Origin of the sequence: Corynebacterium glyciniphilum AJ 3170, assembly GCF_000626675.1 — a bacterium.
Classification (GTDB): Bacteria; Actinomycetota; Actinomycetes; order Mycobacteriales; family Mycobacteriaceae; genus Corynebacterium; species Corynebacterium glyciniphilum.
In genome coordinates, this window is record NZ_CP006842.1 from 2,204,810 (window position 1) to 2,231,100 (window position 26,291).

General features: G+C 64.0%; 24 protein-coding genes. 10 read left to right on the forward strand and 14 right to left on the reverse strand.

Annotation, left to right across the window (positions count from 1 at the left end; genetic code table 11):
- Positions 1 to 33: 33 nt before the first annotated feature.
- From hrcA to CGLY_RS10385, 6 genes are all read right to left on the reverse strand, one after another.
- Positions 34 to 1,068 carry a heat-inducible transcriptional repressor HrcA gene (hrcA, locus tag CGLY_RS10360; RefSeq protein ID WP_407080793.1) on the reverse strand — a complete coding sequence of 345 codons (1,035 nt, stop codon included), beginning with the start codon at positions 1,066 to 1,068 and terminating at the stop codon, positions 34 to 36.
- 71 nt (positions 1,069 to 1,139) lie between these two features.
- A complete protein-coding gene (gene hemW / locus CGLY_RS10365; protein WP_038549228.1) occupies positions 1,140 to 2,375 on the reverse strand; it encodes a radical SAM family heme chaperone HemW in 1,236 nt (411 codons plus the stop codon).
- A gap of 67 nt (positions 2,376 to 2,442) precedes the next feature.
- Positions 2,443 to 3,108 carry a hypothetical protein gene (locus tag CGLY_RS10370; RefSeq protein WP_038549230.1) on the reverse strand — a complete coding sequence of 222 codons (666 nt, stop codon included), beginning with the start codon at positions 3,106 to 3,108 and terminating at the stop codon, positions 2,443 to 2,445.
- A gap of 154 nt (positions 3,109 to 3,262) precedes the next feature.
- The gene (locus CGLY_RS10375; RefSeq protein ID WP_038549232.1) at positions 3,263 to 5,089 is read right to left on the reverse strand and encodes an AMP-dependent synthetase/ligase; all 1,827 of its coding nucleotides are present in this window, start codon (positions 5,087 to 5,089) and stop codon (positions 3,263 to 3,265) included.
- A gap of 253 nt (positions 5,090 to 5,342) precedes the next feature.
- Positions 5,343 to 5,549 (reverse strand): hypothetical protein, encoded by a 207-nt coding sequence (locus CGLY_RS10380; RefSeq protein WP_038549234.1) that lies wholly within the window; start codon positions 5,547 to 5,549, stop codon positions 5,343 to 5,345.
- A 27-nt stretch (positions 5,550 to 5,576) separates the two neighbouring features.
- Complete coding sequence (locus CGLY_RS10385) at positions 5,577 to 7,742, reverse strand: M3 family metallopeptidase (RefSeq protein ID WP_052540016.1); 2,166 nt, start codon at positions 7,740 to 7,742, stop codon at positions 5,577 to 5,579.
- An 81-nt stretch (positions 7,743 to 7,823) separates the two neighbouring features.
- Here CGLY_RS10385 and CGLY_RS10390 point away from each other — a divergent pair, with 81 nt between their 5' ends.
- Genes CGLY_RS10390 through CGLY_RS10405 form a run of 4 tightly spaced genes read left to right on the forward strand, consistent with a single transcriptional unit; the run spans position 7,824 to position 13,209 of the window.
- Positions 7,824 to 8,519: a TetR/AcrR family transcriptional regulator gene (locus CGLY_RS10390; RefSeq protein ID WP_038549236.1), complete on the forward strand. Its 696-nt coding sequence runs from the start codon at positions 7,824 to 7,826 to the stop codon at positions 8,517 to 8,519.
- A 4-nt stretch (positions 8,520 to 8,523) separates the two neighbouring features.
- Positions 8,524 to 10,035, forward strand: a complete 1,512-nt coding sequence (locus tag CGLY_RS10395) for a carboxylesterase family protein (protein ID WP_038549238.1) — start codon at positions 8,524 to 8,526, stop codon at positions 10,033 to 10,035.
- A 46-nt stretch (positions 10,036 to 10,081) separates the two neighbouring features.
- Positions 10,082 to 11,296: a MalY/PatB family protein gene (locus CGLY_RS10400; RefSeq protein WP_038549240.1), complete on the forward strand. Its 1,215-nt coding sequence runs from the start codon at positions 10,082 to 10,084 to the stop codon at positions 11,294 to 11,296.
- Positions 11,284 to 13,209, forward strand: coding sequence for an ABC transporter ATP-binding protein (locus CGLY_RS10405; protein ID WP_227590238.1), 1,926 nt, complete (start codon positions 11,284 to 11,286; stop codon positions 13,207 to 13,209). The genes CGLY_RS10400 and CGLY_RS10405 overlap by 13 nt, the downstream gene beginning before the upstream one ends.
- Before the next feature lie 145 nt (positions 13,210 to 13,354).
- On the opposite strand, the gene CGLY_RS10410 is transcribed toward CGLY_RS10405, so the two are convergent.
- From CGLY_RS10410 to CGLY_RS10425, 4 genes are all read right to left on the reverse strand, one after another.
- The gene (locus CGLY_RS10410; protein WP_038549242.1) at positions 13,355 to 13,564 is read right to left on the reverse strand and encodes a CsbD family protein; all 210 of its coding nucleotides are present in this window, start codon (positions 13,562 to 13,564) and stop codon (positions 13,355 to 13,357) included.
- A gap of 77 nt (positions 13,565 to 13,641) precedes the next feature.
- The gene (locus CGLY_RS10415; protein WP_038549244.1) at positions 13,642 to 14,496 is read right to left on the reverse strand and encodes a 3-hydroxybutyryl-CoA dehydrogenase; all 855 of its coding nucleotides are present in this window, start codon (positions 14,494 to 14,496) and stop codon (positions 13,642 to 13,644) included.
- Positions 14,497 to 14,588: 92 nt separating this feature from the next.
- A complete protein-coding gene (locus CGLY_RS10420) occupies positions 14,589 to 16,442 on the reverse strand; it encodes a BCCT family transporter (protein ID WP_052540018.1) in 1,854 nt (617 codons plus the stop codon).
- A 351-nt stretch (positions 16,443 to 16,793) separates the two neighbouring features.
- The gene (locus CGLY_RS10425; RefSeq protein WP_227590239.1) at positions 16,794 to 17,597 is read right to left on the reverse strand and encodes a S1 family peptidase; all 804 of its coding nucleotides are present in this window, start codon (positions 17,595 to 17,597) and stop codon (positions 16,794 to 16,796) included.
- A 124-nt stretch (positions 17,598 to 17,721) separates the two neighbouring features.
- Between CGLY_RS10425 and CGLY_RS10430 the strand changes: the two genes are divergently transcribed.
- Positions 17,722 to 18,324 carry a DUF1990 family protein gene (locus CGLY_RS10430; protein WP_052540019.1) on the forward strand — a complete coding sequence of 201 codons (603 nt, stop codon included), beginning with the start codon at positions 17,722 to 17,724 and terminating at the stop codon, positions 18,322 to 18,324.
- 30 nt (positions 18,325 to 18,354) lie between these two features.
- Here the strand turns inward: CGLY_RS10430 and CGLY_RS10435 are convergent, their stop codons facing one another.
- Positions 18,355 to 19,302, reverse strand: coding sequence for a D-isomer specific 2-hydroxyacid dehydrogenase family protein (locus CGLY_RS10435; protein WP_052540020.1), 948 nt, complete (start codon positions 19,300 to 19,302; stop codon positions 18,355 to 18,357).
- Positions 19,303 to 19,389: 87 nt separating this feature from the next.
- Positions 19,390 to 20,142: a hypothetical protein gene (locus CGLY_RS10440; RefSeq protein ID WP_144313669.1), complete on the reverse strand. Its 753-nt coding sequence runs from the start codon at positions 20,140 to 20,142 to the stop codon at positions 19,390 to 19,392.
- Between the two features lie 380 nt (positions 20,143 to 20,522).
- Here CGLY_RS10440 and CGLY_RS10445 point away from each other — a divergent pair, with 380 nt between their 5' ends.
- Positions 20,523 to 20,810: a hypothetical protein gene (locus CGLY_RS10445; protein ID WP_144313670.1), complete on the forward strand. Its 288-nt coding sequence runs from the start codon at positions 20,523 to 20,525 to the stop codon at positions 20,808 to 20,810.
- 11 nt (positions 20,811 to 20,821) lie between these two features.
- Positions 20,822 to 21,367, forward strand: a complete 546-nt coding sequence (locus CGLY_RS10450; RefSeq protein WP_052540022.1) for a GNAT family N-acetyltransferase — start codon at positions 20,822 to 20,824, stop codon at positions 21,365 to 21,367.
- Here CGLY_RS10450 and CGLY_RS10455 read toward each other — a convergent pair.
- Entirely contained in the window at positions 21,349 to 22,236 is an 888-nt protein-coding gene (locus tag CGLY_RS10455; RefSeq protein WP_038549248.1) for a CoA transferase, read from the reverse strand. The two genes, CGLY_RS10450 and CGLY_RS10455, sit on opposite strands and share 19 nt — an antisense overlap.
- A gap of 25 nt (positions 22,237 to 22,261) precedes the next feature.
- The gene (locus CGLY_RS10460) at positions 22,262 to 22,699 is read right to left on the reverse strand and encodes a hypothetical protein (protein WP_144313671.1); all 438 of its coding nucleotides are present in this window, start codon (positions 22,697 to 22,699) and stop codon (positions 22,262 to 22,264) included.
- A 183-nt stretch (positions 22,700 to 22,882) separates the two neighbouring features.
- On the opposite strand from CGLY_RS10460, the gene CGLY_RS10465 reads away from it, so the two are divergent.
- The 3 genes from CGLY_RS10465 to CGLY_RS10475 are packed head-to-tail and all read left to right on the forward strand — an operon-like array spanning position 22,883 to position 26,289.
- A complete protein-coding gene (locus tag CGLY_RS10465) occupies positions 22,883 to 23,704 on the forward strand; it encodes a PTS sugar transporter subunit IIA (RefSeq protein ID WP_038552569.1) in 822 nt (273 codons plus the stop codon).
- 12 nt (positions 23,705 to 23,716) lie between these two features.
- Positions 23,717 to 25,321, forward strand: coding sequence for a PTS ascorbate transporter subunit IIC (locus tag CGLY_RS10470; protein ID WP_038549252.1), 1,605 nt, complete (start codon positions 23,717 to 23,719; stop codon positions 25,319 to 25,321).
- 35 nt (positions 25,322 to 25,356) lie between these two features.
- Positions 25,357 to 26,289 (forward strand): 3-hydroxyacyl-CoA dehydrogenase, encoded by a 933-nt coding sequence (locus tag CGLY_RS10475; RefSeq protein ID WP_038549254.1) that lies wholly within the window; start codon positions 25,357 to 25,359, stop codon positions 26,287 to 26,289.
- Positions 26,290 to 26,291 lie beyond the last annotated feature (2 nt).

Sequence of the window (26,291 nt, forward strand, 5' to 3'; positions counted from 1 at the left end):
CCCCGGAAAACACCCCGACAAGTGTAGTACGTCCTACTCGCCGGCGAGAATGCGGGAGACATAGTGGCCCACCGCCTGCACTGAACTGATCGTCCCGGGGTAGTCCAGATACGTCGGTCCGAGCACTCCCATGCCGCCCATCACCCCTTCACGGGTGCCGTAACCGGTCGAGACCACGGCGGCGGACTGCAGTTCAGCGGTACCGTTCTCCTCACCGATCGTCACACTGACACCGTGGTCCCGGGCTGCGGAGAGCAACCGCAGGACCACGACTTGTTCCTCCAGCGCCTCCAGCACACTTTCCAGCTCTCCCGCCCGGACCAGGTTCGGGGTGCCTGCCAGAATCAGCCGGTCCGTCGGACGCTCCAGCATTGTCTCCACCAGGACGGTCGCACAGGTCAGGGCGGGGCCGCGGAGTTGCGGCGATACTCTGTCATCGTCCCCCGCCGCCATCTCGGCGATGGCCGCAGACGCATCGTCGAGGGTGTGCCCGACCAGCGTCTCATTGATCAGCTGACGCAACTTCGGAAGATCCTCCGCAGCCAGCGGTTCGCTGAGGTCCACATTGCGCTGCTCCACCTGACCGGCATCCGTGATCAGCACGAGCAGCAGCCTGGTGTTCGCGAGCTGCACGATCTCGCAGTGTTTCACCCGTCCGCGCCGTAGGTCCGGGATCTGCACCACGGCGACCTGGCGGGTCAGCTGAGCAAGCAGCTGCACGCTGCGACGCAGGACGTCTTCCATGTCGACCCCGTCCTCCAGGAACCCCAGGATCGCGCGACGCTCCGGTCGGCTCAGCGGTTTGATCTGCGCAATCCCGTCCACGAACGTACGGTAGGCCTTCTCCGTGGGGATCCGTCCCGAACTGGTGTGCTGCTGGACGATGTAGCCCTCGGACTCCAGGACCGCCATGTCATTGCGGATCGTCGCCGATGAAACGCCCAGACTGTGCCGCTCCACCAGCGCCTTCGACCCGACCGGCTCATGCGTGGAGATGAAATCGGCGACAATGGCGCGCAATACCTCGGAACGTCGCTGTTCCGTACCGGTCATAGCCCTAGCCGCCATCAGGTTCACTCCCTTTCTACTGATCTCAGTATGCCAGCTGACCCTCATTGTCCCACGGACACCGTCGCTCGTCAGGCCTCCTCGGCAAGCAGGATGTCGGTGATGATCCCGTCAGCCAGCAGGCGCCCCCGGTCGGTCAACCGTGTCCGTCCGTTGTCCCGCTCCAGCAGCCCCAACCCGACATGATGGTCCACGGCGCGTCCCGCCGCCGCGAGCACCTCGTCCGGCAACCCTTCGCGAAGCCGCATCCCCAACATGACCCGCTCCGTGTGCAGGTCGTCGGTTCCCAGCGGTTCGACGGTCGTGACCGGACTCGCTCCCCGACCGATCGCTTCTGCGTAACGCCGGGGCAGCTTCGCGTTGACCAGACGCGTCACACCGCTCTCAGCTGCTCCAGCGGAGGTCGGCGAGACGGTATCCGAAACCGGAGTCACGCCCCGCCCACTGACCGGATCAGTCACCAGCCGCACACACCCGTGGGCCCCGGGGCCTGCGCCCCACCACTGCCCCGAACGCCAGTAGACCATGTTGTGACGACACTCGCCCCCGGGTCGCGACCAGTTCGACACCTCGTACCACTGCATTCCCGCAGCCCGAAGCGCCGAGTCGATCATCTCGTAGCGGTCCGCGTAGACGTCCTCGTCTGGCTGGGGCAGCAGCCCCTTCCGCACCTTCCGTGCCATGGCGGTACCGTCTTCGACGATCAAGGAGTAGGCGGAAACGTGATCCACGCCTGTGGACAGGACCTGGTCCAGGGTGAGCCGGAGGTCATCGTCGGTCTCGGTGGGGGTGCCGTAGATCAGATCCAGATTCACATGCTCGAATCCTGCCGCGAGGGCTTCCCGGGCGGCCTCAGTGGCCCGCCCCGGCGTGTGTGTGCGATCCAGGACCTTCAGCACGTGACCGGCTGCCGACTGCATCCCCAGGGAAATCCGGGTGTAGCCGGCCTCAAGAAGAGTGTCGAAGAACTCCGGTGAGGTCGACTCAGGGTTCGACTCGGTGGTCACCTCCGCCCTCGGTGCCAGGCCGAGACTTCGCTTTACCGCGGCCAGAACACGCGCCAGGCCGTCCGCCCCCAGCAGCGACGGAGTCCCTCCCCCGAGGAAGACGGTGGACGGCGGACCTGTGCGGTCCCAGTCCGCCGCGGCGAGGTCCAGTTCGGCCTCCAGCGAGTTCAGGTACGTCGACATCGACGAAGAACCTGACTCACCCGGTGTGTAGGTGTTGAAGTCACAGTAACCGCACCTGGTACTGCAGAACGGCACATGGATGTACAGGCCGTACCGGTCATCAGGAATGGAGGTCATTGGGTCCATGCTATCTGTCCGGTTCCACACCACCGAACCGGTAAGCGGGCGGAGCCCCTGTGAGAACTCAGCCGGCAGCGACGCGGCGTGACCGGATCTTGGAAAGCACCTGTTCCACCCGGGCACGTTCCGCAAGAAAGCGTGGGGGGGCTTCACCGCGCAGTTCCGCCACCAGCGCGGGGTGTTCGCCGATGACCGCGGTCTTCCACCGCACGACGACCTCATGGGCGTGCTTCTCCGCACGCGCCAAGGCCTGCGGCAGCAGGACGCTCTGCTCCTCCACCGCCAGACGGGTCTGCTCAACCGTCCACTCGGCCAGGTCTTCGAGCATGTCCGTGAGTTCGGCATTGCGCCGTCGCAGGTTCACCCGCAGTGTCGCAGTACTGACCATCGGAGACGGCGTCGCCTCCACCGGTGTGACCGCATGGTCCCGCAGGAAAGACAGCGTGCGTCCCGGGTGATTGTCGACGACGGTCGTCGCCGACAGTGATCCGGAACGGATACCCGAGACGAATGCCTGGCGGAGACCGTTGAGTTCGGCCAGCGCAGAACGGACCTCCGCCCTCCCCTGCGCCACCGCCTCGGCGAGCTCCAGCAGGCAGTCATCCACCAGTTCCTCGTCCCAGTCCGCCAGTGACTCGGCGAGATTCTCGATGAGTTCAGCCACCTCGTCGCCGATGTCGTAGACACCCTGGGTGAGCTCGCGCAGTCGCAGGCGGGCGGCGTCGTGCACGGATAGCTCCTCTCAGCAAGGTCAGAAGTCGTCGGCGGATCGTCAAGGGGTTGCGACTGAAAGACAGTGTAGGACATGGACAACCCCGGCCCAGGGAGGCTGGGCCGGGGTGATGCCGTTAATTGGAAGGGTGCGGGACACTCCCTGGTCGGGCCTACTTCGAGGTGTAGATCCAGGCGATGTCGTCGGCGAAGTTCTTCGACACGGCGTGCCGCTTCACCTTCATCGACGGGGTCACTTCGCCGTCATCCTCGGTGAAGTCGCGGGCACAGATCCGGAACTTCTTGATGCCCTCCGAGTGAGAGACCGTGTCATTGGCCTCGTTGATCGCATCCTGGATCTCCGTGCGCAGAACAGGGTTCCTGGCCAGCTCCTTGACCGGAGTGTCGGCGTTGATGCCGTTCCGCTTGCGCCACCCGACGAGGGCTTCCTCATCGAGAGTGATCAGCGTGCCGATGAACTTCTCGTTGTCGCCGACAACCATAGCCTGGGAGATCAGCGGCGCTGAGCGCAGGATGTCCTCCAGCGGGCCGGGAGACACGTTCTTGCCGCCGGCGGTGACGATGATCTCCTTCTTTCGTCCGGTGATCTTCAGGTGTCCGGTGGGCAGGAGTTCACCCAGGTCACCGGAGATCACGAAACCGTCCTCCGTGAACGACTCCTTGGTCGCCGTCTCATTCTTCCAGTACCCGTCAAAGACGACGGTGCCCTTCATGAGGATCTCACCGTCATCGGCGATCCGGATGGTGTTGCCACCGACCGGTTTCCCCACCGTGCCGATGATGTTGTCCGGCTCGAAGTTCACGGCGATCGCCGCCGTGGTCTCGGTCATCCCGTAGCCCTCGTAGATACGCACCCCGATCCCCCGGAAGAAGTGCATCAACTCCGGATTGAGCGCAGAGCCGCCGGAGATGCAGTACTGCAGTTCCCCACCCATCGCAGCCTTGACCTTGCCGTAGACCAGCTTGTCGAAGACCGTACGCTTGATCTTCTGCCCCACGGTGGGACCCGACGCCGTGTCGAGGGCCTTGGAGTACTCCACAGCGGTCTTCTCAGCCAGGGGGAAGATCTTGGCGCCGAGGCCGCCACCTTCGGTGGCTTTGGTCTTGACACCGGCGTGAACCTTCTCGAAGACCCGCGGCACCCCCAGAATCAGCTGGGGCTGTGAGCGCTGGAATTCCGGGACGAGAGTCGACATGTCCGCCCAGTGAGACTGTGTGGCGCCGCCGAGTGTCGCCGCCAACGACACAGCTCGGGAAAGCACATGCGCCAACGGCAGGAACGTCAGGGTCCGGTTGCCCTCCACTGCGATCCCACCGATCGGGTGGGTCAGGATAGCCCGGGCCTCCCCCAGCCAGTTGGAGTGCAGCAGCCTGCAGCCCTTCGGCCGCCCGGTCGTCCCGGAGGTGTACACCAGGGACGCCAGGTCAGAGGATTTCGTGTTCGCGATGCGCTCTTCGACGACATCATCAGAAACGTCCTTCCCCTCGGCGATCAGGGTATCGACGGCACCCTCACTGAAGGACAGAACGCGGTTGAGGTGGGCGGTTCCCTCAACAGACTCGCCGTCCTTGACGAACGTCCTTAATCGGGTCGCATGGCCGGACTTCTCGGCGATGCCGAACTTCGCACCCGAATCCTCGACGATCCATTCACACTGCGAGGTCGACGATGACGGATAGATCGGCACAGAGACCGCGCCCGCAGCCATGATCGCAAAGTCCAGCAGCGACCACTCGTAGCGCGTGTCCGACATCAGTGCGACGCGGTCACCGGGTTCGACGCCGTTGGCGACCAGGCCCTTGGCAACGTCGTAAACCTCCCGGAGAAACTCGTCCGCACGCACGTCGACCCACTCGAACTTCCGGGGGCGGCTGTACAGGATCGTCTGCGGACGCTTCAGAGTGTTCTCCCTGAGCACGGTCAGACAGGTCTCGTTCTCGCCGATGGTGTACAGCGCCTCCGAGGAGTACTCCTGCATGTCTCTCCAATCACAGTCTTGTCAAGGGGTAGCCCGGCTCACACACGGGAACCCGGTGTGTTCCGGTGCATTATCCTAGCCGATCCCTGTATCGGCATAAGCGAAAACGGAATTACAAGGGAACTCCGACAATTGTCGATGTCTTAGTACATATTTATTTCAGGGTTTACTCAGAAGAGGGAGGTAAGCAGCCACACCACGACGAGTAGGACGATCAGCAGAATGAGAGCCTGCCTGACCCTGGAATGGTGTTTCACCGGTTGTCTCCTTCTTCATGGGACGGATCGTCCACGGACGCAAACGCCCGTTCCTCGTCCTCAGTCACGGGCAGCACGCCGAATGCCACCTTGATCATCACTACGGCCGCAAGCGAGGCCAGCAGTACCAGAACGACCAGTGTCAACGGGGTCTGCAGCCAGAGAGGCAGGTCGAGGACCCATTGTTCAATGCCGTCAGTCACAACAGACAAGTTTACCTTCCCCGTGAACTACCGGCCTAGTCCATCGACGTCCATCGACCCCGCCAATCCCCGACGGTGCAACAGCGGTGCCACGCTGCGCTGCTTCCCCCGGAACATCCAGAAAGCATCATCGTAATCGATGGTCGCACCTCGGGACAGGATCATCCGTCGAAACCGGTCACCAGCGAAACGGACGTCGTCCGGATCAATCTCAACGACGGCTCCGGGACGGCCGCCCCCTTCATCACCGCGCGCGGCGTCGGTGTCGACAAACCCCTGGAAACCGTCAGCGTCGAGAACCTCCGCCCAGAGGTAGCTCCAGTAGTCCGCAGAATATCCTCCAGCGAAAATATGGTTGAAATAGGTCGAGGAATACCGGGGTGACAGCGCCGGCAGTACGTCTGCCCCGAATCCTGCAGACTCCAGGGCATCCTTCTCGAATGCCGCGACATCGGTGACTGCCGCGGCCTCCCGGGCACTGAGACGGTGCCACGCCAGATCCAGCCAACAGGCCGCCAGGTACTCGGACGTGGCAAACCCCTGACCCCAGGCGGCCTGTGCCCGCACCGCGTCCACCATCCGCCGGGGCAACTGCTCACCGGTGTCCACGTGCCGGGCATAGTTGGCGAGGATCTCCGGTTCCAGAGCCCAGTTCTCGTTGATCTGGCTGGGAAACTCGACGAAGTCCCGCGGCACGTTGGTGCCGGACAGGCTCGGGTACCGAACGTCAGAGAGCAGCCCGTGAAGCGCATGCCCGAACTCGTGGAAGACGGTGGCCACTTCGTCCGGGGTGAGCAGCGCCTGTTCACCCTCCGCGGGTTTCGCGATATTAAGGACATTCACTATCACGGGCATCTGCCCCAACAGGTTGTTCTGTTCGACGAAGCTGCTCATCCACGCGCCACCCCGCTTGCTCGGTCGTGCGTACATGTCGGTGAGGAGAAGACCGATCGGCACGCCAGGGCGCACCGGGTCGTCCTCAGCCTCCCGGACTTCCCAGACCTGCACGTCGGGATGATAACCGTCGAGGTCACGACGTCGCTCGACCGTGATGCCGTACAGGCGGCGAGCGGCAAAGAACGCACCGTCGCGCAGCACGCGCTCCAGGGGGAAGTACTTCTTCAACTCCGCTTCATCGACATCGAGGTCCTCGGCCCGGAGTTTGGCGGCCCAGTACGGCCAGTCTGATCCGGCCACACCACTCGCGGCGCCAGCTGAATCATCCGAACCTGCCTTGTCCACCGCCTTCTTGTACTCCCCCGCAGCGTTCGCAACGGCGGCCGGAGTCAGCTTCCCCAGCAGGTCATCGACCTCGACGAGCGAACCGGCGGTCTCCTCTTCCGCAATGAACTCCGCGTGGTTTGCGTATCCCAGCAGTTCGGCACGGCGAGCCCGCAACCGGACAATCTCGAGCAGGACCTCGGTGTTGTCCGCATCACCCCCGGATCCACGGCGCAGGGATGCTTCGTGGACGCGCGCACGGGCAGCGGGATCATCGAGCTCCTCGACCACCGGTTGCACGCTCGGCAACCCCAGCCGGACGAGCCAGCCGTCCTGTCCTGCCGCCGCCGCATCCTCCGCCAGGCGGGACTTGTGCGAGTCACTCAGCCCGGCAAGGTCGCCTTCCTCAGTGAACAGGACGGCGCCAGCTTCGGTGGCCGCGACGAGGTTACGGCCGAACCGGGTCGAAAGCTCCGCCAGCCGTGCGTCGATGGAACTCAGCTCGGTCCGCCCGGCGTCATCAAGTGCCGCTCCACCGCGCCGGAACCGTCGCAACCAGTAGGTCAGCAGTGCCTCGTTCTCACTGCCCTCCGGCTGCGGAGGGAGCGAGCTCACCCTAGCGAACAGGCCGGGGTTGAGATTGACACTGCTGATGTGCGCGGCGAGCTCGGGGGCGACAGTCTCTTCGGCGGCAACAATGTCGTCACTGGCGTCCGTTCCCGAGTAGTTGAAGATAATGGCGAGGACGCGATCCAGTAACTGTCCGCTGGCCTCGAGTGCATCCATCGTATTCTCCCAGGTGGGCTCCTCCGGGTTGGCGACGATGGCCGCTATCTCTGCGCTGTGATCGACAACCCCGGTCCGGAAGGTCGGGACAAGATCTTCGACAGAGATCGCGGCGAAGTCAGGAAGTTCATGGTCGAGTTCAGAGGGGGCGAGCAGCGGGTTCTGCTGAGTATTGTGACCGGTCATGCACGCCAGCTTAACGCCGTGCAGTTGGCGGGACCGGGGCCGGATACACCACAGGTAGTTATTTTCAGTAGGATATTCACCATGTCAGCCCCGGTAGAACTCAGCACGACCACTGCTCCTCACAACACCCCCCAGGACGACGCGACGGCCAAGCCCGCCCCGAAGCGCCGTGCCCGGAATCGGCGCGCCGACGGCGAGCGGTCCCGCCAACGCATCCTGGACGCCGCCACCAGCATCGCCACCGAGCGAGGGTACGACGGGACCAGTATCGCGGAGATCTGCCGGGAATGCGGATTACCGGCCAGCTCCCTCTACTGGCACTTCGAAGACAAGGACGACCTGATGTCCCAGGTCATCGGCAAAAGCTTCGATGCCTGGAACGCTGCCTGGAACATCCCTGAGGACGAGGACATCCTCCAGCACCTGCCGCAGATCGCCGAGCAGCTCCTCGATGCCCTGGAGAACCACCCGGAGTTCATCCGGTTGTGCCTGCCACTGGCGCTACAGAAGCGGAGCGATGACCCCGGACCCCGGCGCATGTACCTGGAGATGCGCGCCGATGTGATTCGTCGCCTCTCGGACATCGGTGCGACGCACTTCGGCTACGTGCCGGAGGCCCGCCGTACCGCCATCGTGACCTACATGGTGTCCGGTGTAGAGGGGCTCTTCGTTGACCACGAAATGAACCCCGCCTCCGACCTGCGTGAACAACTGGATCTGCACGCGATGGGTGTGATCGCCATCATCCTGCAGGAAGCCAGCCAGCACCCCTCCTGATCCCGTGAGAACTGATCCCGTCACCGGCGCCCCTCTGTTTCGCACGCCCTCCGGGGACGTTTCCGGATCATGGCGACGCACCCGCGACGGGGACACGGTCGCTGTCTTTCGTGCCGTGCCCGTCGCAGTACCCCATGCCGAGGGGCCCACGGCCTTCGCTCCAGCCCGCCCGGCGCCTGCCTGGTCAGGGACGGTGGATTGCGCGGACACGGCGGAACGGCGCGGCATGCGAGCCACTCACACCGCCACGGTGACGTGTCCGGCGGAGGTCACCGACCACAGTCATCCGGTCATGGTGTGGGTCCACGGCGGACGGTTCGAGACCGGCCACGCCGATGAACCGTGGTACGACGGCGCGGCACTCGCACGGGAGGGCTGTGTGGTGGTGTCACTGAACTACCGCAAACGTTTCGAGGGCTTCCTCCCGCTTGACAGTCTCGACGATAACGACGTCGCCAGCACTGGAGGTCACCGTACACCGGACTTTCGCGGTGTCGGGGATCTCCTCCTCGGCCTGCGCTGGGTCCGCGACGGCATCGCCGATGTCGGCGGAGACCCCGGCCAGGTCACGTTGGCCGGGCAGTCCGCTGGCGGAGCACTCGTCGCATGGCTGCTGACCGATCAGCGGGCGGCCGGCCTCTTCCACCGTGCCGTGATGATGTCGCCCGGCGCGCCACGCAGGGGGTGGACGCGCCGTCATCTCACGACCCGACTGGCACTGCGGTCACGTCGCCGCCCCACTGCTGAACGGATGGGAGCACTCTCCTCCGAGGAGCTCACGTCCGCATATCGACGTTTCGCCCGGCTGCATGCCGCGGACTGTGCTGTGGGGGTGTATCCGTTCTCGCTCGCCCAGATGCGGCCGGTGCCTGTCATTGTCGGCACGATGCACGATGAGTTCGTGCGCTTCCCCGGGGTCCGCCAGGTTGATACGGTACTGCGCCGGACGGTGGGCCGTCTCGGGCTCCCGCGGGTGGTCGAGGCCTGGCTCGTCGCCCCGGCGATGACGGGCCTTGGAGTTCCTCTGCGACACCTCGCGGCATGGTGTCGCTACGTTGCGTCCACGCCGCCGGTCCGACCGTTGGGCCGCACCGTCGGTGACCGTACTATCCGACGCTGGGCCTCCGCGTTCGCCGAGGCACTCGCCGATGCGGGAGCACCGGTCTGGGCCTATGAATTCCGGGGTGGCGACCACCTCGCCCAGCACTGCGCTGAGCTTCCGCTGCTCTTCGACACCCTGACGGCCGGACGGGCTGAGGTTGAGGAGACGTGTGGTCCCGATGCGGAGCACCGCCTTGGCGGCTCTGACGGCGTCGGCGCACAGTTCCGTTCCGCCATCGTCGCTTTCGTCCACGGAGGTCGACCGGACTGGGACCGCTTCCGGGGTCCGACGCGGCTCGCACGGATATTCGACATGTCCGGTGCGGCGGACTCCTCTCCGTGCACCCGTCAGTCCGAGGACCCGTGGCGGGCGGTCCGGACTCTGCTTGGACCGCTCTACGCCGGACGGCCGTAGAAGCCTGCGCAAGCCCGGGTCGTGGCAGGAGGTTAGAGTTGTCCCCATGGCTCTCACCTTTCCCGACCTCAATACCTTGCGCGCCCGCCGCACCATGAAATGGACGGCCTATGAGCCCGATGTGCTGCCACTATGGGTGGCTGAGACCGACTTCGACACCTGCCCTCCGGTAGCGACCGCCATTCGCGACGCGGTCGATCGTGAGTACTTCGGTTATCCCGAGCTGGGCGCAGGTTCGCGTCATCTCGCCGAGGCCCTGGCGTCTTTCTCTGCGGCACGGCACGGTTGGACGATCGACCCGGCGAATGTGACGGTTGTACCGGACGTTGTCAAGGGGATCGTCGTGGCCGTCGACAATCTCACCGCTCCCGGGTCGTCGATCGTTATCCCCCTTCCCGCCTATCCCCCGTTCCAGAAGGTGCCCGCCGCGACACGGCGTCCGGCGACATATGTCCCTATGGGGTCCGGTGCAGACGGCGGAGCCGTGTTTGACCTCGATGCATTGGAGCGTGCGTTCACCTCGACGGACAATCCGAACGGGGTAGGCAGCATGATCCTGTGCAACCCCTTCAACCCGCTCGGGCGTGCCTTCACTGCCGCCGAGTTGCGCGACGTCACAGACCTGGCCGCGAAACACAATGTGCGGGTGATCTCCGACGAAATCCACGCGCCCCTGGTGTACTCGGGCAACCACGTCCCCACGGCCACAGTGTCGGAGACCGCTGCCGCGATCACGATCACTGTCACCGCCACCTCGAAGGGATGGAATACCGCCGGGTTGAAGTGCGCCCAGATCATCAGCACCAACACAGAGGATTCCCGCGAGATCGGACGGCTGTCGAATCTCGTCACCGGTGAGGCCTCCACGATCGGGCTAGCCGCAGCCACCGCCGCTTACACCGACGGACGCGAGTGGTTGGCGGAAGAGGTCGACTACCTCTCCGGCAACTGGAGTTATCTTGCCGAACGCCTGCCCGAGGTTCTCCCCGGGATCAGGCTTCCGAAGGAGGAGGCGACGTTCCTGGCCTGGCTGGATGTATCCGAGGTCGACCGTCTGCGTGGGCAGGACGGGTCAGTCACCGCCCCCGCCGCGCGGTTGCGCACCCTCGCCAGGGTCGGCCTGAATGAAGGTACGGACTTCGGTCCGACAGGCACCGGCCACGTTCGGCTGAACTTCGGTACATCCCGCGACATCCTGGACGAGGCCCTTGACCGCATCGCCGAGACCGACCTGCGGAGCGGAGACGCGTGCGAAGTCTGACCCGCATTGTCAGCTCCATGAAGGAGCTCTGGCCGTACTACACAATGGTCATCGTGGCGGCACTGGCGACAGTGCTGCTCTCACTGGCGTCACCGTTCCTGATCAGCCATGCCACCGACACGATCGTGTCGACGGTGAACGGTTCGACCCCGATGGAGACCGCGACCCGCACCGTCATCGCCGTCGCGCTCGGACTGCTTGCCGCCGAACTGGCCCACACGGTGATCCACAACATCGGCGGCTGGTTCGGCGACGTCATGGGCATGCGGATGCGGCAGATCCTGTCCAACCGGTACTTCGCCAAACTGTTGTCTCTGCCGCAGAGTTACTTCGACCGGCAGATCACGGGCACAGTCATCTCCCGGCTGGACCGGTCGATCATGGGGTTGACCCAGTTCCTCCAGGCGTTCGCCAACAACTTCTTTTCGATGATCCTCACTGTCATCGTGGTGCTGGGCATCTCCGCCTGGTATTACTGGCCGCTGGCCCTGTTGCTGGTGATCATCTTCCCGATGTACCTGTGGCTCACTGCGTTGACCAGTAGACGCTGGATGCGGTGGGAGAAAACCAAGAACGAGCACATCGACACCGCCCAGGGAAGGTTCGCCGAGGTTGTCGGTCAGGTCAAGGTCGTGAAGTCTTTCGTCTCCGAACTCCGCGAGCTGCGGCTGTTCCAGACGCACTTCGCCGAGACCGTCGATGTGACGAAACGTCAGTCGCGTTGGTGGCACATGATGGACATCTTCCGGATGGCCGGCATGAACCTGGTCTTCTTCGCGATCTACCTGGTCCTCTTTCTCCGTACGCTCAACGGGTCATTCACCATCGGCGAACTGGTCCTGCTGGTCCAGCTGGTGGCGATGGCGAAACAACCCGCGACGATGATGAGCTGGATGGTCGACTCCGCACAGCGGGCGGCTGCCGGCTCCCGGGAGTACTTCGAGGCCATGGACGAGCTTGAGGAACCGACGACTTCTCCGGTGCTGCTCACCGCCTCACGCGAGTACGGCCCGTCCGTCGTGGACGAGCGAGAGGTAAGGGACGCGGTTCCGTCCCCGCCGGCCATCGTCCAGGAGGACGGTCGCCCCGGGGAAACCCCGGTGTTCGAATTCGACGATGTGACCTTCGGCTACGACCCGGGCGATCCAGTCATCCACCACGTCAGTTTCGCCGCGGGAAACAACGAGAAAGTCGCCCTGGTCGGCGAGTCCGGTGGCGGAAAATCCACCCTTGTCAATCTGTTACTGGGGCTGTACCGCCCCACAGGGGGCACGTTGAAGGTCTGCGGCCACGACATCCGTGAGCTCTCCGCCGCTCAGTTGCGGGGCATGGTGGGCGTCGTATTCCAGGATGCCTCCCTGTTTTCCGGGACCATCCGCGAGAACATCGCCTACGGACGCCCTGGCGCCACCGATGAGGAGATCCTTCAGGTGGCTGAGCGTGCCAACGCTGATGCCTTCATCCGGAACTTCACCGCCGGCTACGACACCCTGATCGGGGAGCGTGGCCTGCGACTGTCCGGCGGGCAGAAGCAGCGTATCGCCGTGGCACGTGCCATGTTGAAGGACGCCCCGATCCTGGTGCTGGACGAAGCCACGTCCGCACTGGACACCCGTGCCGAGCGGGCGGTCCAGGCCGGACTGGAGGAACTCATGGTCGGGCGGACCACCCTGGTGATTGCTCACCGTCTCTCCACGATCGCGACGGTGGACACCATCGTGACCCTGGACTCAGGACGCGTCGACGAGATCGGTTCCCCCGCTGAACTGGCGACCAGTGGCGGCATCTACGGCGAACTCCTGCGCCTCACAGCCAGTTCCTCCGAGGAGGACCGTGCCCGGCTGCGCAGGTTCGGTTTCCACAGCGACGGAGGCTCTGAGGGGGACGACATCGACACCGGCCCCGAGGCATAGCGCCTGGGGTCGCTGTCCGCTTGGTCTCACCATGCCAACGGGCGCCGCTCACCCGCCGAGGCGACCGAGAAGACCGTGCTGACACAACAAGAACCCCACCCCCGGATCCGGGGGTGGGGTTCTTCATCTCAGCTGGAGACTGCGATCAGTTGTCCTTGAACTTTCCGATGACTTCGTTCGCCTTGTCGGTGGCCTTGTCCTTGACGTCCTCGAACTTCTGCTTCGCGTCCGACTTGACCTGGTCGGCCTTGCCTTCGTTCTTCAGATCGTCATTGCCTGCGGCGTCACCGGCGGCTTCCTTCGCCTGACCGGCGGCGTCCTCTGCCTTGTTCTTGATGTCGTCGAACCCTGACATTAAAGCTCTCCTTCGCTGTTGACGTAAAAAGGCTTGCACCGACGACTGTAGTGAAACATCGACCGGTGTGCAGGAATCTATGCGTAGTCGTAGAAACCCTTGCCGGACTTACGTCCCAGGTGCCCTGCCTGGACCATACGACGCAGCAGCGGCGGGCACGCGTAGGCCGGGTCACCGAACTCTTCGAGCATGACATCCGCGATGAACGCGCACGTGTCGAGACCGACCATGTCCGCCAGGGTCAGCGGCCCCATGGGATGGCTGGCACCGAGCTTCATACCGGTGTCGATGTCTTCCTTGGTGGCAACCCCCTGCTCGACCATGCGCACCGCCGACAGCAGGTACGGCACCAGGAGGAAGTTCACGATGAAACCGGACCTGTCCTTGGCCTGGATGGCGGTCTTGCCCAAGACCTCGGTGGCATAGGTACGGGCGGTGTCCACAGTCGCCTCATCCGTGGTCAGGGCAGGGATGACCTCGACCAGCGGAAGCACCGGCACCGGGTTGAAGAAGTGCAGACCGATCACCCGGCCAGGATTCTCGGTGGCCGAGGCGATCGCCTGGATCGGCAGCGAGGAAGTGTTCGAGCACAGCGGTGCCGTCTTGTCCTCGACGATGGCATCCAACTGAGCGAAGACATCCTTCTTGATCTTCTCGTTCTCGATGATCGCCTCCATGACCAGTTCACGGTCGGCGAAATCCTCGAGCGAGGTAGTGAACCTCAGACGCGCCAGTGCCGCGTCACGGTCCTCGTCACTGAGCTTTCCACGCTCCACTGCCTTGGCCAGCGACTTCTCGATCTTCGTCTTGCCGAAGTCCAGAGCGTCCTGCGTGGCTTCCCACACCAGGACATCACTGCCGGACTTGGCCGCCACCTCTGCGATGCCGCCACCCATCTGGCCTGCCCCGATCACGCCTACCCGCTGAACCATGTGAACTCCTTAGTTTTCCGTAACATGCCAGGGCATGCTCAGTCATGCCCTGGCGACCAGCTTTCCTACATTGCCAGCCTATCCCCGCCGCCTTACCCTGACCGGTTTTCGTCCGGATCGGTGGCACCAGACTCCTCGGTGTCACCGAAATGCGCAGGATCTGCCTTTCCGACGCTGCCGACGACCCCGAGATCACCCGCCACATACGTGTTGCCCGGCACGATGAAATTGCCCTCCTCGTCGTACGTCGCCACGGGGAGTTCGTCACCGGATTCGTCATAGCCGGGGGCGGGTCGGCGCTCGTTCTCTTCCAGTGCTTCGGGGCTGTCCGTCTTCTCCCACTGCCTGGTCTTGGGCTCCGGCCTGGCGTGGTAGTCATTGTTCATTCCCTTGAGGATCGAATACATCATCACGAAGAACATGAGGAAGAACGGCAGCCCGATGATGATCGCCACCTCCTGCAGGGCTTCTATGCCGGCTTCAGGTGACATCACCAGAATCGCCGCAGCAACAGCGCCGATGGACACCGCCCACAGGACGCGCTGATACGTGGGGGTGACGTTCTCCTCACCGACCGCGAACATGTCGGTCACCAGCGCTGATGAATCAATGGACGTCACGAAGAATATCGCCACCACGATCAGGGCGAACCCGCTGACCACGGTGCTCCACGGCATCGTGTCGAGAAGGATGAACAGTGACGATGCAGCGTCCCCGTCCTCGACGACGGGGCCGGACACGCTTCCCGGGTTCTGCCGTTCGGCATTCAGTCCTGCGTAACCGAACACGGCGAACCACACCAGGATGAACAGCGCCGGCAGCGCCAGCACGCCGCCGACGAACTCACGGACAGTACGTCCCTTGGAGATTCGCGCCACGAACATACCGATGAACGGCGACCAGCAGATCGTCCAGGCCCAGTAGAAGACCGTCCACGTGCCCTGCCACCCTTCCGTCGTTATCTCGTCGGCGTCGGACCAGAACATCAGTTTCGGCAGCCACTCCGCATACAGGGACGCCGTGTCCATCGTGCCGCGCAGCAACATCAGCGTCGGCCCGGCGAGAAGGACGAACAACATCAGCATGACGGCCATGACGATGTTGATATTCGAGAGTTTCTTGATGCCTTTGTCCAGCCCGGCAGCAACCGACCAGCTTGCCGCTGCAACGATGACCACGATAATTCCCACCAGGAGGAGGGTCGAGTTGTCGATACCGAACACTGTCCCCAGTCCGGACTCAATCTGCAGGGTCCCGAGGCCGAGGGAGACGGCGATACCGAACACCGTGCCGATGATGGACAGGGCGTCAATGAGTTTTCCGGGCCAGGAGTAGATGGCCCCGCCCAGGATCGGGGCGAAGATCGAGGACACCCGTGGTGGCAGGTTGCGCTTGTAGATGAAGTACCCGAGTGCAAGGCCCGGCAACGCAAAGATGACCCACATATGGATACCGAAGTGGTACATCGTGAACCCCATCGCCTGGTTGACGGCCTCATGGGACATGGGGGCCTCATTCTGCATGGGGACATTCACCGCGTGATTGATCGGCTCCGCGACACCCCAGAACATCAGCACACTGCCCAAGCCTCCGGCGAACAGCATGGCGAACCAGCTCTTCAAGGAGTACTCGGGCTTCTCTCCGTCCGGGCCCAGCCTCATCCGCCCGAAATGACTGAAAGCCAGAGCGACGAGGAACAGCAGCGCGATAGTCACGCCACCGACGTAAAGCCAGTTCAGGTTCGTCATCAACCAACCGGAGACAGTGGAGAATGAATCCCGTGCATTGTCGCCGAAGATCACACAGACCGCGACGAAAAGGACGATGAAACCGGCGGACACCCAGAGGATGAGCCGGTCCGGTCCTCGCTTTGTCACCTCCTCCCCTGTGTCGCGGCTGGCCACCGTTTCGCGGGCGACAGGTAAGCGGTCAGGCGAAGAAGTCACATCATATCCGGTTCCTCCGGACTGCGACCGAACGTAGCGTCGCACCCGGATGGTTGAGGTCAAGTGGACAACTGTTCTCCGAGTCTACAGAGAAATCTCAGGCTCATCACCAGTCTCTCGCAGACACAAGTCACCCCCGGCTCCTGACGAACCGGGGGTGACTTGCTGACGTTTCAAGAGGAGAATGCTCAGCTGCCGTATACGGGTCCTTTCGGGACGACCATCCTGGATATCACCTCAGCACCTGAAGTGGCGATGGTTTCGACACTACGACGGTGACGTTGGAGAACCCTGACAGGCCGCTGGAATGTCTGTCGGAGCTGACGTGGACCTCTGGATACGCTACATCCGCTAGATGCGGTCGAGGTGTTCGCGCGTCCCGTCGAAGGTGTTGAACAGGACCGGAGTTCCGTTGGACAACGTGCCCACGATGTGACGCTTCCCGTCTTGACCGGCGACGTGCAGCGGGCTTCCCGAGTCGCCTCCGATCGCCGGGATCAGCGCCGTGATCTCCTGGGTTTGAGCATTGACCGCGAGCACGGGGCCACAGGTGCGACCCGACATCGTGCCGTCCTTGCAGACGATGCTGCCCACCAGGTTCTGACTCACCGGAACCGGGTCGCCCAGCGGCTGGCTCGTGCCACGCAGGACGTCGTCGAGCACCGGGATACCGGTGTCGGCGGTGCTGGACACCTGGCCCGGGTTCGGAGTCACCGAGTCGTCGAGACGGAACCATGAGAAGTCGTCGAGCCCGGCGAACGGTTCGAAGGGGTTCGCGGTGCCTCCCCGAATCACTCCACCAGCGGCGACGTCCTCATTGTCCGCCAGCAGGCGACCGTCCTTGGTGGAAATCTTCACCACCGGTGAGCCGATCTCCTCCTGGTTGAGACAGTGCCCGGCAGTGACACCGTAGAAGGTGCCGTCTCGCTCAGCGACCGAATTCAACGTACAGATCGACTCCCGTCCGTCAGCTGTGGTGATGATGATGCCGTCACCAGCATGAGTCGACGTCTCGGCCGCTGCGGTGGCTGGCAGTGCCAGGGCAGATCCACCAGTCACGAGTGCGACGGCCATCGCTCCCGCGGACAGGATTCTGCCGATCGAGCGCCGAGGACGGCGGCCGGAGCGTTCGGCTGTCACGGTTGTTCTACGCATAGTGCTGTTCCTTCGCTGAGCCGGGAGCGGTACGTAGGGGATTGTAGCGTGTCGCGGATACACATGCTCTCAGAGCAGAAAGTAACAGGGCCCGGTGACGGACGGTACCGGTAGCCTTGTTCCCATGTCACTTCGCCGTCCGTCCTCCCCGCCGAAACCCCCGGATCGTCCTCAGACCGAACGTGACCTGACTTATCCGTCGGACTTGACCGGGCTGTCCGCGTCGATCCAGGACATTGACGACTACCCTGCGATCGCTGAACGGCTCTACAGAGAAGGGTTCCACCACCTCAGCCACAGCCGCGTCATCGGACACGGGGCAGCCGACCGCGACCGGGCACTGACAAACCTGTTCTCCGGGCGGGCGCATCATGTCGCCGGTGCACCATTGCACCGTGGTGGGCCTCCCCTGTCCCCGGACGCGCCGGTTGCCGTGGGCGAGGTCGTCACCGTCACCCCCGGCCGGGGTCTGCTGACCCCACTGGACTCGCCCTGTCTGATCCTGACGGCAGGTCCGTCCTCGATGGTCTACGGGACACTGCCGGGCCACGTCGAATGCGGCGAAGAGTACTTCGGGGTGTCGCTCAACGATGACGGGACGGTCACCGCGACGGTCAGCGCCTTCTCCCGCCCGGGACGCCTGATCACCCGGCTCGGCGGCGCGCTCGGCCGTCGCATCCAGGCCAGGATGGCATCCGCCTACATCAGGGGCATTGCCGCGTCCTGAGCATCCCCTCTGGTTCCGCGGTTTTCAGTCTCAGTAGCCTTTGGCCGGATCCAGTTCTGTCGGCATACGCTCACCGGCGAGGAATGCCTTGTAGTTTTCGGTAACCGGCCCAGCCAACTGGGCGTCCATCGATGCCCGGGTGTTCGCCGAATGAGTGGTGATAGTGACATTGTCCCTGTCCCACAGTGTATGACCGTCGGGGAGGGGTTCGGGGTCGGTCACGTCAAGACCCGCCCCGCCGAGCTGACCTGAATCCAGAGCAGCGACAAGGTCCTCGGTCACCACGACGGGGCCCCGGGCGACATTGATCACCGTGGCTCCGGGCCGGAACGCCGAGAAGAGACCCGCGTCGAACAGGCCCCGCGTCTCGTCCGTCAGAGGCACGGCGATCACCGTGTGGTCGGCCGCGGCGACAGCATCCTTGAGGTTGTCGATCGAGACGGTCCGTACGGCACCCTCCACCGGGTGCCCGGTGCGGTTGACAGCGAGAACGTCGGCTCCGAAGGGGGCGAGCATCTCGATGAGGTGGCGGCCGATCCCTCCGGCGCCGACGACCGCGACGGTCGCGCCGTGCAGCCAACGGGTGTTCTCGTCGACATCACGCCACACGGACCAGCTGGCCGCACGGGCGATCTTCTTGTGCATGTGGGTGACGGACAGCAGCAACGCGACGGCGCTCTCCGCGACCTGACGTCCGTAGACCCCCGAGGCGTTGGACCACCGACGGTCCCCCTCTTGGCCGGCTGTGATGACTCCCTCCGCGAAAAAACCCTCGATGCCCGCCTGGCACAGCTGGACCCATTTCACCCGATCGGGGAGTTCCGGAAAATCTGCCGGAGCGACTCCATGGCAGATGAACGCATCTGCCTCTGCGAGATCGTCGACGAGTACGGCTCCGGCGTTCTCCAACGCAGCCCGTGTCTCGGGCAGGGGGAACCTGGAGGTGAAGATGTTCAGGGGCGTTGTTTCTCGGGTCATACATCCAGTCATACCTTCTGCCCCGTTACGACCGCCCCGGCACCCCCGAACGCACCCCTGAACATCCGGTGTCGCCGTCCGTTATGGTCAGCCGAGTCGCTCACGAAGTTGATCGAGGGTGTCATTGAGCTGGTCTTCAAGGCCTGGGTCGAGAGTCGGAAGGTCAGGAAGATTGCTGGGCAGATCCTCCAGCTCTGACGGGATTTCGATGTCACTGGGCAGCTCGAACGGAGGAGCCGCCGGATCATCATCGGTCGTCTCCTGGGGAGCCTGCTCCTGGGTGGTTTGCGGGGCCGGCTGCGTCGTCGGACCTGGAGCGGTACTGCTCTCGTCGTCCCCACCGAACACAAAGATAACCAGGATGAGTGCGACGGCGACCAGTGCGGCGAGGACCAACAGGATCACAGCCAGAACACCTCTGCGCTTCTTTCCCCCCTGAGGACCGCCCTGCGCGGCACCGAACTCCGGCTGACCGTACTGCGGCGCCGCATTCGGATCGTCGTACGGCTGCTGGTAGTACGGCTGCTGACCATAGGCCCCCTGGTCGTAGGGTTGTTGGTCGTACGGTTGCTGGTCGTACGGTTGCTGGTCGTACGGCTGGGCAGGCGGGATCACCTGCGTTTCATCGGCGTTGCCGTGACGGTACTGCGGTGGCTCCGGTGACGGCGGTTGAGTGCCACCAGACCACACCGTTGTCGGGTTCTCGTCGGGAGGGACGTCACCCGACCCTTCCCTCCTGGGGCCTTGTGCCGAGCCCGAACGGTCCCACGCCGTTGTCGGAGTCTCGTCCTCCGGGCGCTCGCCGTCCCCCTGCGTACCCCACCGACCGTTCGGGCTCATCGCCACGTCCTTTCCGTCTGGGTACGGCCATCGCCACCGTGCCCGGTCCACGAAAAGACTACCTCACCGCCCTACTGGTCAGCGTGACGACGGACCACCCCACGGATCCGCCGTCGCCATGGGAAGATGCGCCATGATGTCACCGGTCTACTCTCCTGCCATACCGTCGCCGGGTGCAGCGGGTCGCCAGCCCCGTCCGACACACCGTCCGGGGCACGTCAGATACTGTCCGGGGCGTCCAGGCACCCCATGTTATCCGTATCCGGGGTTGCCCATGTACCAACCCGCAGGTCTGACCCACTATGCTCAATGGCGAGTACATACGGGAGGACGTGACTACCTCCTGCTGATCCACTGCTGACTCACTCAGGAGAGATGAGATGACCCGCACCCGCCGGACCACTGCCCTACTCGCTGCCGCTGTTCTGGCGCTGGGGGCGACCGCCTGCCAGCCGCCCAGCGAGAATGACAGCGAGCGAACCGCTCCGTCGACCGAGGTCACCCCGGACAGCGGCTACGAGGGTGCGGGTGCTCCGACGAGTTCATCCGCCAGCGAGTCCGCTGATCCCTCTGAAACAGATAGCATTTCCGGCGCCGACGGAGCGCCCGACACTGTCGGCGACACCGAACCCTATGCGCCGGGGGCTCAGACGTCGCCCGTCTCATAGACGCGTTGGCCGTGTCATTCTCCCCGGAGGACGATCTCGGCCCTGCCCGTATCGCCGCTGCCTCCGACATTCCGGCTATCCAGGAACTGGAACGAGAAGCCGGCGAACCCTTTCGATCGGTCGGGCTCGACACCATAGCAGATGACGAGCCACCAACTACGGCCGAACTCACCACCGCTGTCGCCGAGGGGCGTGTGCTGGTCATCGACAGCGCCGGGACGCCCGCCTCGGGTCGTCTCGCTGCATGGCTCTGGGTAGGAATCGCGGACGGCGACGTCCTGATCGAACAGGTGTCAGTGGATCCGGCTTGCCGTGGACAGAGATTCGGGACCCGGTTACTCTCCGTCGCCCTGGAGAAGGCACGTGTCCAGGGCTTCCCTGCGGTATCTCTGACAACATTCGTCGACGTTCCGTGGAACGGCCCCTTGTATCGCCGACTCGGTTTTATTCCGCTCGCCGACGACGAACTGGGGCCCGACCTCACGGCGATCCGGGAGGCCGAACGGGCGGCAGGACTGGACGTCGCGCTGCGCCAGGCCTACCGCCGGGTAGTCTGACCGTCGCCGGTCTGTCCGTCCCGGACGCCGGTGACCGGCAGTTCGTGTTCCAGCGCCCATCTGGACCAGTAGTCCACGGAATGTTCGCGGAAGAAGTCCGTCAACTGATCGACAGTCACCTCCAGTGGAGACTCCAGTCCCATCGCTTCAGCGAGTGCGACAGCGAAGTGCGGTTCGATGGCGGCGACCGCGATGTACCCGTCCCGGGCCGGGTACATGCCGTAAAGGGGGAAGCCTCCTCCAAGCACCGCCCCGGAGCCGGAGAGCCCGAACCTCGTCGACGCCGCGAAGTCATCCACAACCTGGGCCAGGCCGGTTTCACGGAACTGTCCCTCCCCCGACATTCTCGCGCGGAACAAGGCAGCGAGACCGTCAGCGACGGCGCGCTCTGCGCCGCCAAGATCGGCCACCGGCAAAATCGGCATCACCGGCACTCCCCCGGACACCGCGATTGTCCCGGCCTGGGCCTGATAGGTCAGATCATGACCCGGTGTGTCAGCGTCATTGCCCTCACTGCCGACGATGGCCACCTGTGACAGCTGCGGGTACCGCACGTGCAGGGTGTCCCAGTCGAGACCGAGCCCGGCCAACGCACGCGGACGATGCGAGGTGATCAACAGGTCCGCATTCCTGAGATACCCGTCGAGCTCTCGCCGTCCTGCTTCGTCCTTGAGGTTCAGCGTCACGGTCTGCTGGCCGTCCGTGAAATGGGCATAATACCCGGGTGCCGCGAGAGCCAACGGATCCCCGGAAGGCGGCTCCACTTTCGTCACCGAAGCCCCCAACCGGTGAAATCGGTGGGCAGCAGCCGGTCCCGGCAGGTTCACAGCCAGCGAGACGACGGTCACACCAGTCAGGGGTCGATCCATGGTCAAGATGCTACGCGGTCCGGGCTCACGCCACCGTCGTTTCCGGAAGAAGAATGGATCCGGCCATCGCCACGAAGAACGCGGCGATAATGACCACTGCAACGGTCTTCCAACGCCGCAGCGGCAGCACCGGAAGCTCCTCGGGGGGAGCGAACATCGCCTGCTCATCGCGAGCGAGAAGCTCCCAGTTCGCCTGATACGCCTGGTGGGACACCATCCATTCAGACAGTGTCTTCGAATCCCTCCCGTTGCACACCAGCCAGTAGGCGCCCGGAATGAACATCATCGCACCGAAACCGATACTCAGTAGTGCGTCGGCCACGAGGCTGCCTGTGTCTGCGGACAACAGCGACAGGACCATGAGCACCCCCAGGACAACACCTGCCCATGCGAAACACTTTTTGACCATGGTCGGCCGGTACTTCCGTAACCGTTCCCGTGGGTCCATGGCGGTGGTGCTCACGTACGACGTCACGTCCTCCGGGATTCCCTGCCCCGGTTGGCCATACGGGTTCTGCGTTGAATAGCGACGCTCTCGATCCACTGCACTTCCTCCTCGAACGGTGTTGTCCCTCCGAGACTACGACACACCATGGACATGGCCCGAGCCTTCCCGACTCTGTTCACCACCGATAGTATGTGCCCCATGAGCACCCTCACCTCACTCCTGTCCGAGAACCGGATTGCCCTGGATGTCGATGCCGTCGACTGGAAAGCCGCCGTCTCCTGCTCCGGGAAGCTCCTGGAGGACACTGACTCCATTGACCACGCCTACACCCAGGCAATGATCGATTCCGTGGTGGACAACGGGCCGTACATCGTCGTGGCCCCTGGGTTCGCCTTCGCCCACGCCCGTCCCAGCGACGCCGTCCACGAGACCGCCCTGAGCTGGGTGCGACTGGCTGAACCGGTCGCTTTCGGACATGAGAAGAACGACCCGGTCACTCTGGTGGTCGCACTGGCGGCGACTGACGCGACCACGCACACCAGTGCCATGGCACAACTGGCCAGAGTCGTCGGACGGACCGCGACCCGCACGAAGCTGGATGCGGCGCAGAGTCCCGCGGAGATCCTCGCCATCCTCGACGGACGGGACGGACAGGACGGACAGGACGGACAGGACGAGAAACCCGAGACGTCCTCCTCCGTCGCAGAAGGGGGACGGTATCCCGGGGGCAACTCACGCAACCACATCCTCACTGTCTGCGGGAACGGGCTGGGCACCAGCCTGTTCCTGAAGAACACCACCGAGGACGTCCTCAAACGGTGGGGATGGGATGCGCTGATCTCGGTGGAGGCCACGGACACCATCTCCGCGAAAGGTAAGGCGAAGGATGCCGACCTGATCCTCACCTCCGGTGAAATCGCGAAGACGCTGGGTGACCCCGGCATACCGGTCCGGGTCGTGGAGAACTTCACCAGCACCCGCGACGTCGATGCAGCGCTGCGTGCGCTCTACGCACTGTAAAGGAGAACCACCATGGACTGGTTACTCGCCATCCCGCAGTTCCTCGTCAACGAGATCCTCGCTGTCCCGGCGTTCCTCATCGGTATCTTCACCGCCATTGGCTTGATCGCCATGCGGCGCAGTGCCGGACAGGTCGCCGGAGGTGCCATCAAAGCGGTGCTGGGATTCCTGCTCATCGGCGCCGGGGCCACCCTGGTCACCGCCTCACTCGACCCGCTCGGCGTGATGATCGAGGGGGCCACCGGCATGCACGGCGTGGTCCCCACCAACGAAGCCATCGCCGGGATCGCACAGGAGGAGTTCGGCTCCCAGGTCGCCTGGCTGATGATCCTCGGCTACGTGGTCAGCCTGCTGTTCGCGCGATTCACCCCGCTGCGGTACGTCTTCCTCACCGGGCATCATGTGCTGTTCATGGCGACGATGATCACCATCATCCTGGTCACTGCGGACTACGCGGACTGGATCGTGGTCGGTCTGGGCGCGGTCCTGCTCGGCGTCCTCATGGTCTCTCTCCCCGCCCTGGCCCACCCCTGGACCCGGAAGGTGACCGGAGACGACTCAGTCGCGATCGGACACTTCGGCACCGCCGGCTACATCGCCGCCGGCGCAGTCGGCAAGGCCGTCAGTGGAAAGGGAACCAAAGCGTCGCCGTCCGCCGAGGACCTCAAAGTCCCGGAGGGCCTCAGGTTCCTGCGGGATTCCATGGTGGCCACTGCCCTGTCCATGGTGCTGATGTACCTCGTCCTGGCTATCCTGTACGTGGTTCGCGCCGGTCAGGACGAGGCGTTCACGGCCTTCGGTGACGACTCGGTCGCCACCGACATGGGGAACTACCTGATGCAGGCCGTCACCCAGGGCCTGCAGTTCGGTGTGGCTGTGGCCGTCATCCTCTTCGGTGTCCGCACGATCCTCGGCGAGCTGGTCCCCGCGTTCCAGGGCATCGCCGCCAAGGTCGTCCCCGGTGCCATTCCTGCCCTGGACGCCCCGATCGTGTTCCCCTACGCCCAGAACGCTGTGCTGATCGGTTTCATCTCCAGCTTCTCTGGTGGCCTGGTGGCGCTCGTCATTCTGTCGACGTGGCTGAACCCGGCGTTCGGCGCGGCCCTGATCCTCCCCGGCCTGGTTCCGCACTTCTTCACCGGCGGCGCTGCCGGTGTCTACGGCAATGCGACAGGTGGGCGCCGGGGAGCGGTCGCCGGTGCCTTCGTCAACGGCGTGATCATCACCATCCTGCCAGCGTTCCTGATCAACGTACTCGGTGACCTCTCGGGAGAGAACACCACATTCGGCGACGCCGACTTCGGATGGTTCGGTCTGCTCATCGGCAATGCCCCTGCAGGTGCGTGGGGTCTAGTCGTCATCGTCGTCGTGGCTGCCGCGGTGTTTGTGGCTGCGTTGTTTGTCCAGAAGAAGCTCGTGGACGGACACTGGGATGCCGCGCCCGGGCGGTCCGGCGGAAGCTGGATCGGTGAGGGGACGGGGACGGGGACGGGCTCCGACAGCTCCTCAGACTCAGTCAGCGAGGCCACGCCAGCCGGACCGGCTGACGGAACCTCGTACCCGAAGATCGCACCGCCGAAGGGCGCCCCGGTCCCTCCCCCGCCGCCCGGGGCATGACAGGCGTACGCCATGGCAGGCGTACGTTGGCGGGCATGAGTGAAAACACCATTGGCAACAACCAGGACCTCAACAATGTCACTGTCCTGGGAACCGGCGTCCTCGGTTCGCAGATCGTGATGCAGGCCGCTTACGCAGGAAAGAACGTCGTCGCCTACGACATCGGCCAAGAGCCTCTTGACAAGCTCCCCGACCGGTGGGAATGGATGCGCGGATATTACACGACCGACGTCGCCGACTACACTCCCGAACTCTTCGACGCAGCGATCGACCGGATCCGTACATCCACTGACCTCACCGACGCCGTCAGCGACGCTGACGTCGTCATTGAGGCGGTTCCCGAGAATCTCGGGTTGAAGAAGAAAGTCTGGTCGCAGGTCGGACAAGCTGTTCCCGACCACACCATCCTGCTGACCAACTCTTCTTCACTGCGTCCCTCTGACTTCGCCGACGCCACGGGGCATCCGGGCCGTTTCCTGGCGCTGCACTTCGCCAACCTCGTCTGGAAGTACAACACCGGTGAGGTGATGGCGACCCCGAACACGGACCATGCCGTGTTCGACCGCACCGTAGCATTCGCCGAGGAGATCAACCTCGACGCCATTCCGATCCGCAAGGAGATCCCCGGCTACCTGCTCAACAGCCTCCTGATCCCGTGGCTGAATGCTGCAGCGGGACTCTATGTCGCTGAAGCCGCCAATCCTGCCGACATCGACCGTGACTGGAAGATCGCCACCGGAGCACCGACCGGTCCCTTCGAAGTCTTCGACACCGTCGGTTTCAACGTCTCGGTGAACATCACCCGTGGAAACCCCGATGCCACTGAAGCGGAGAAGGCCTTCAGCGACCTTCTCCAGGAACGTGGGATCGACAAGGGCAAAGCAGGGCTCGGGGACGGCGTGGGATTCTACGAGTACGACGCCGAGGGAGAGATCGTCCGCCCGAATCCGGACTGGGAGATTTACTGAGC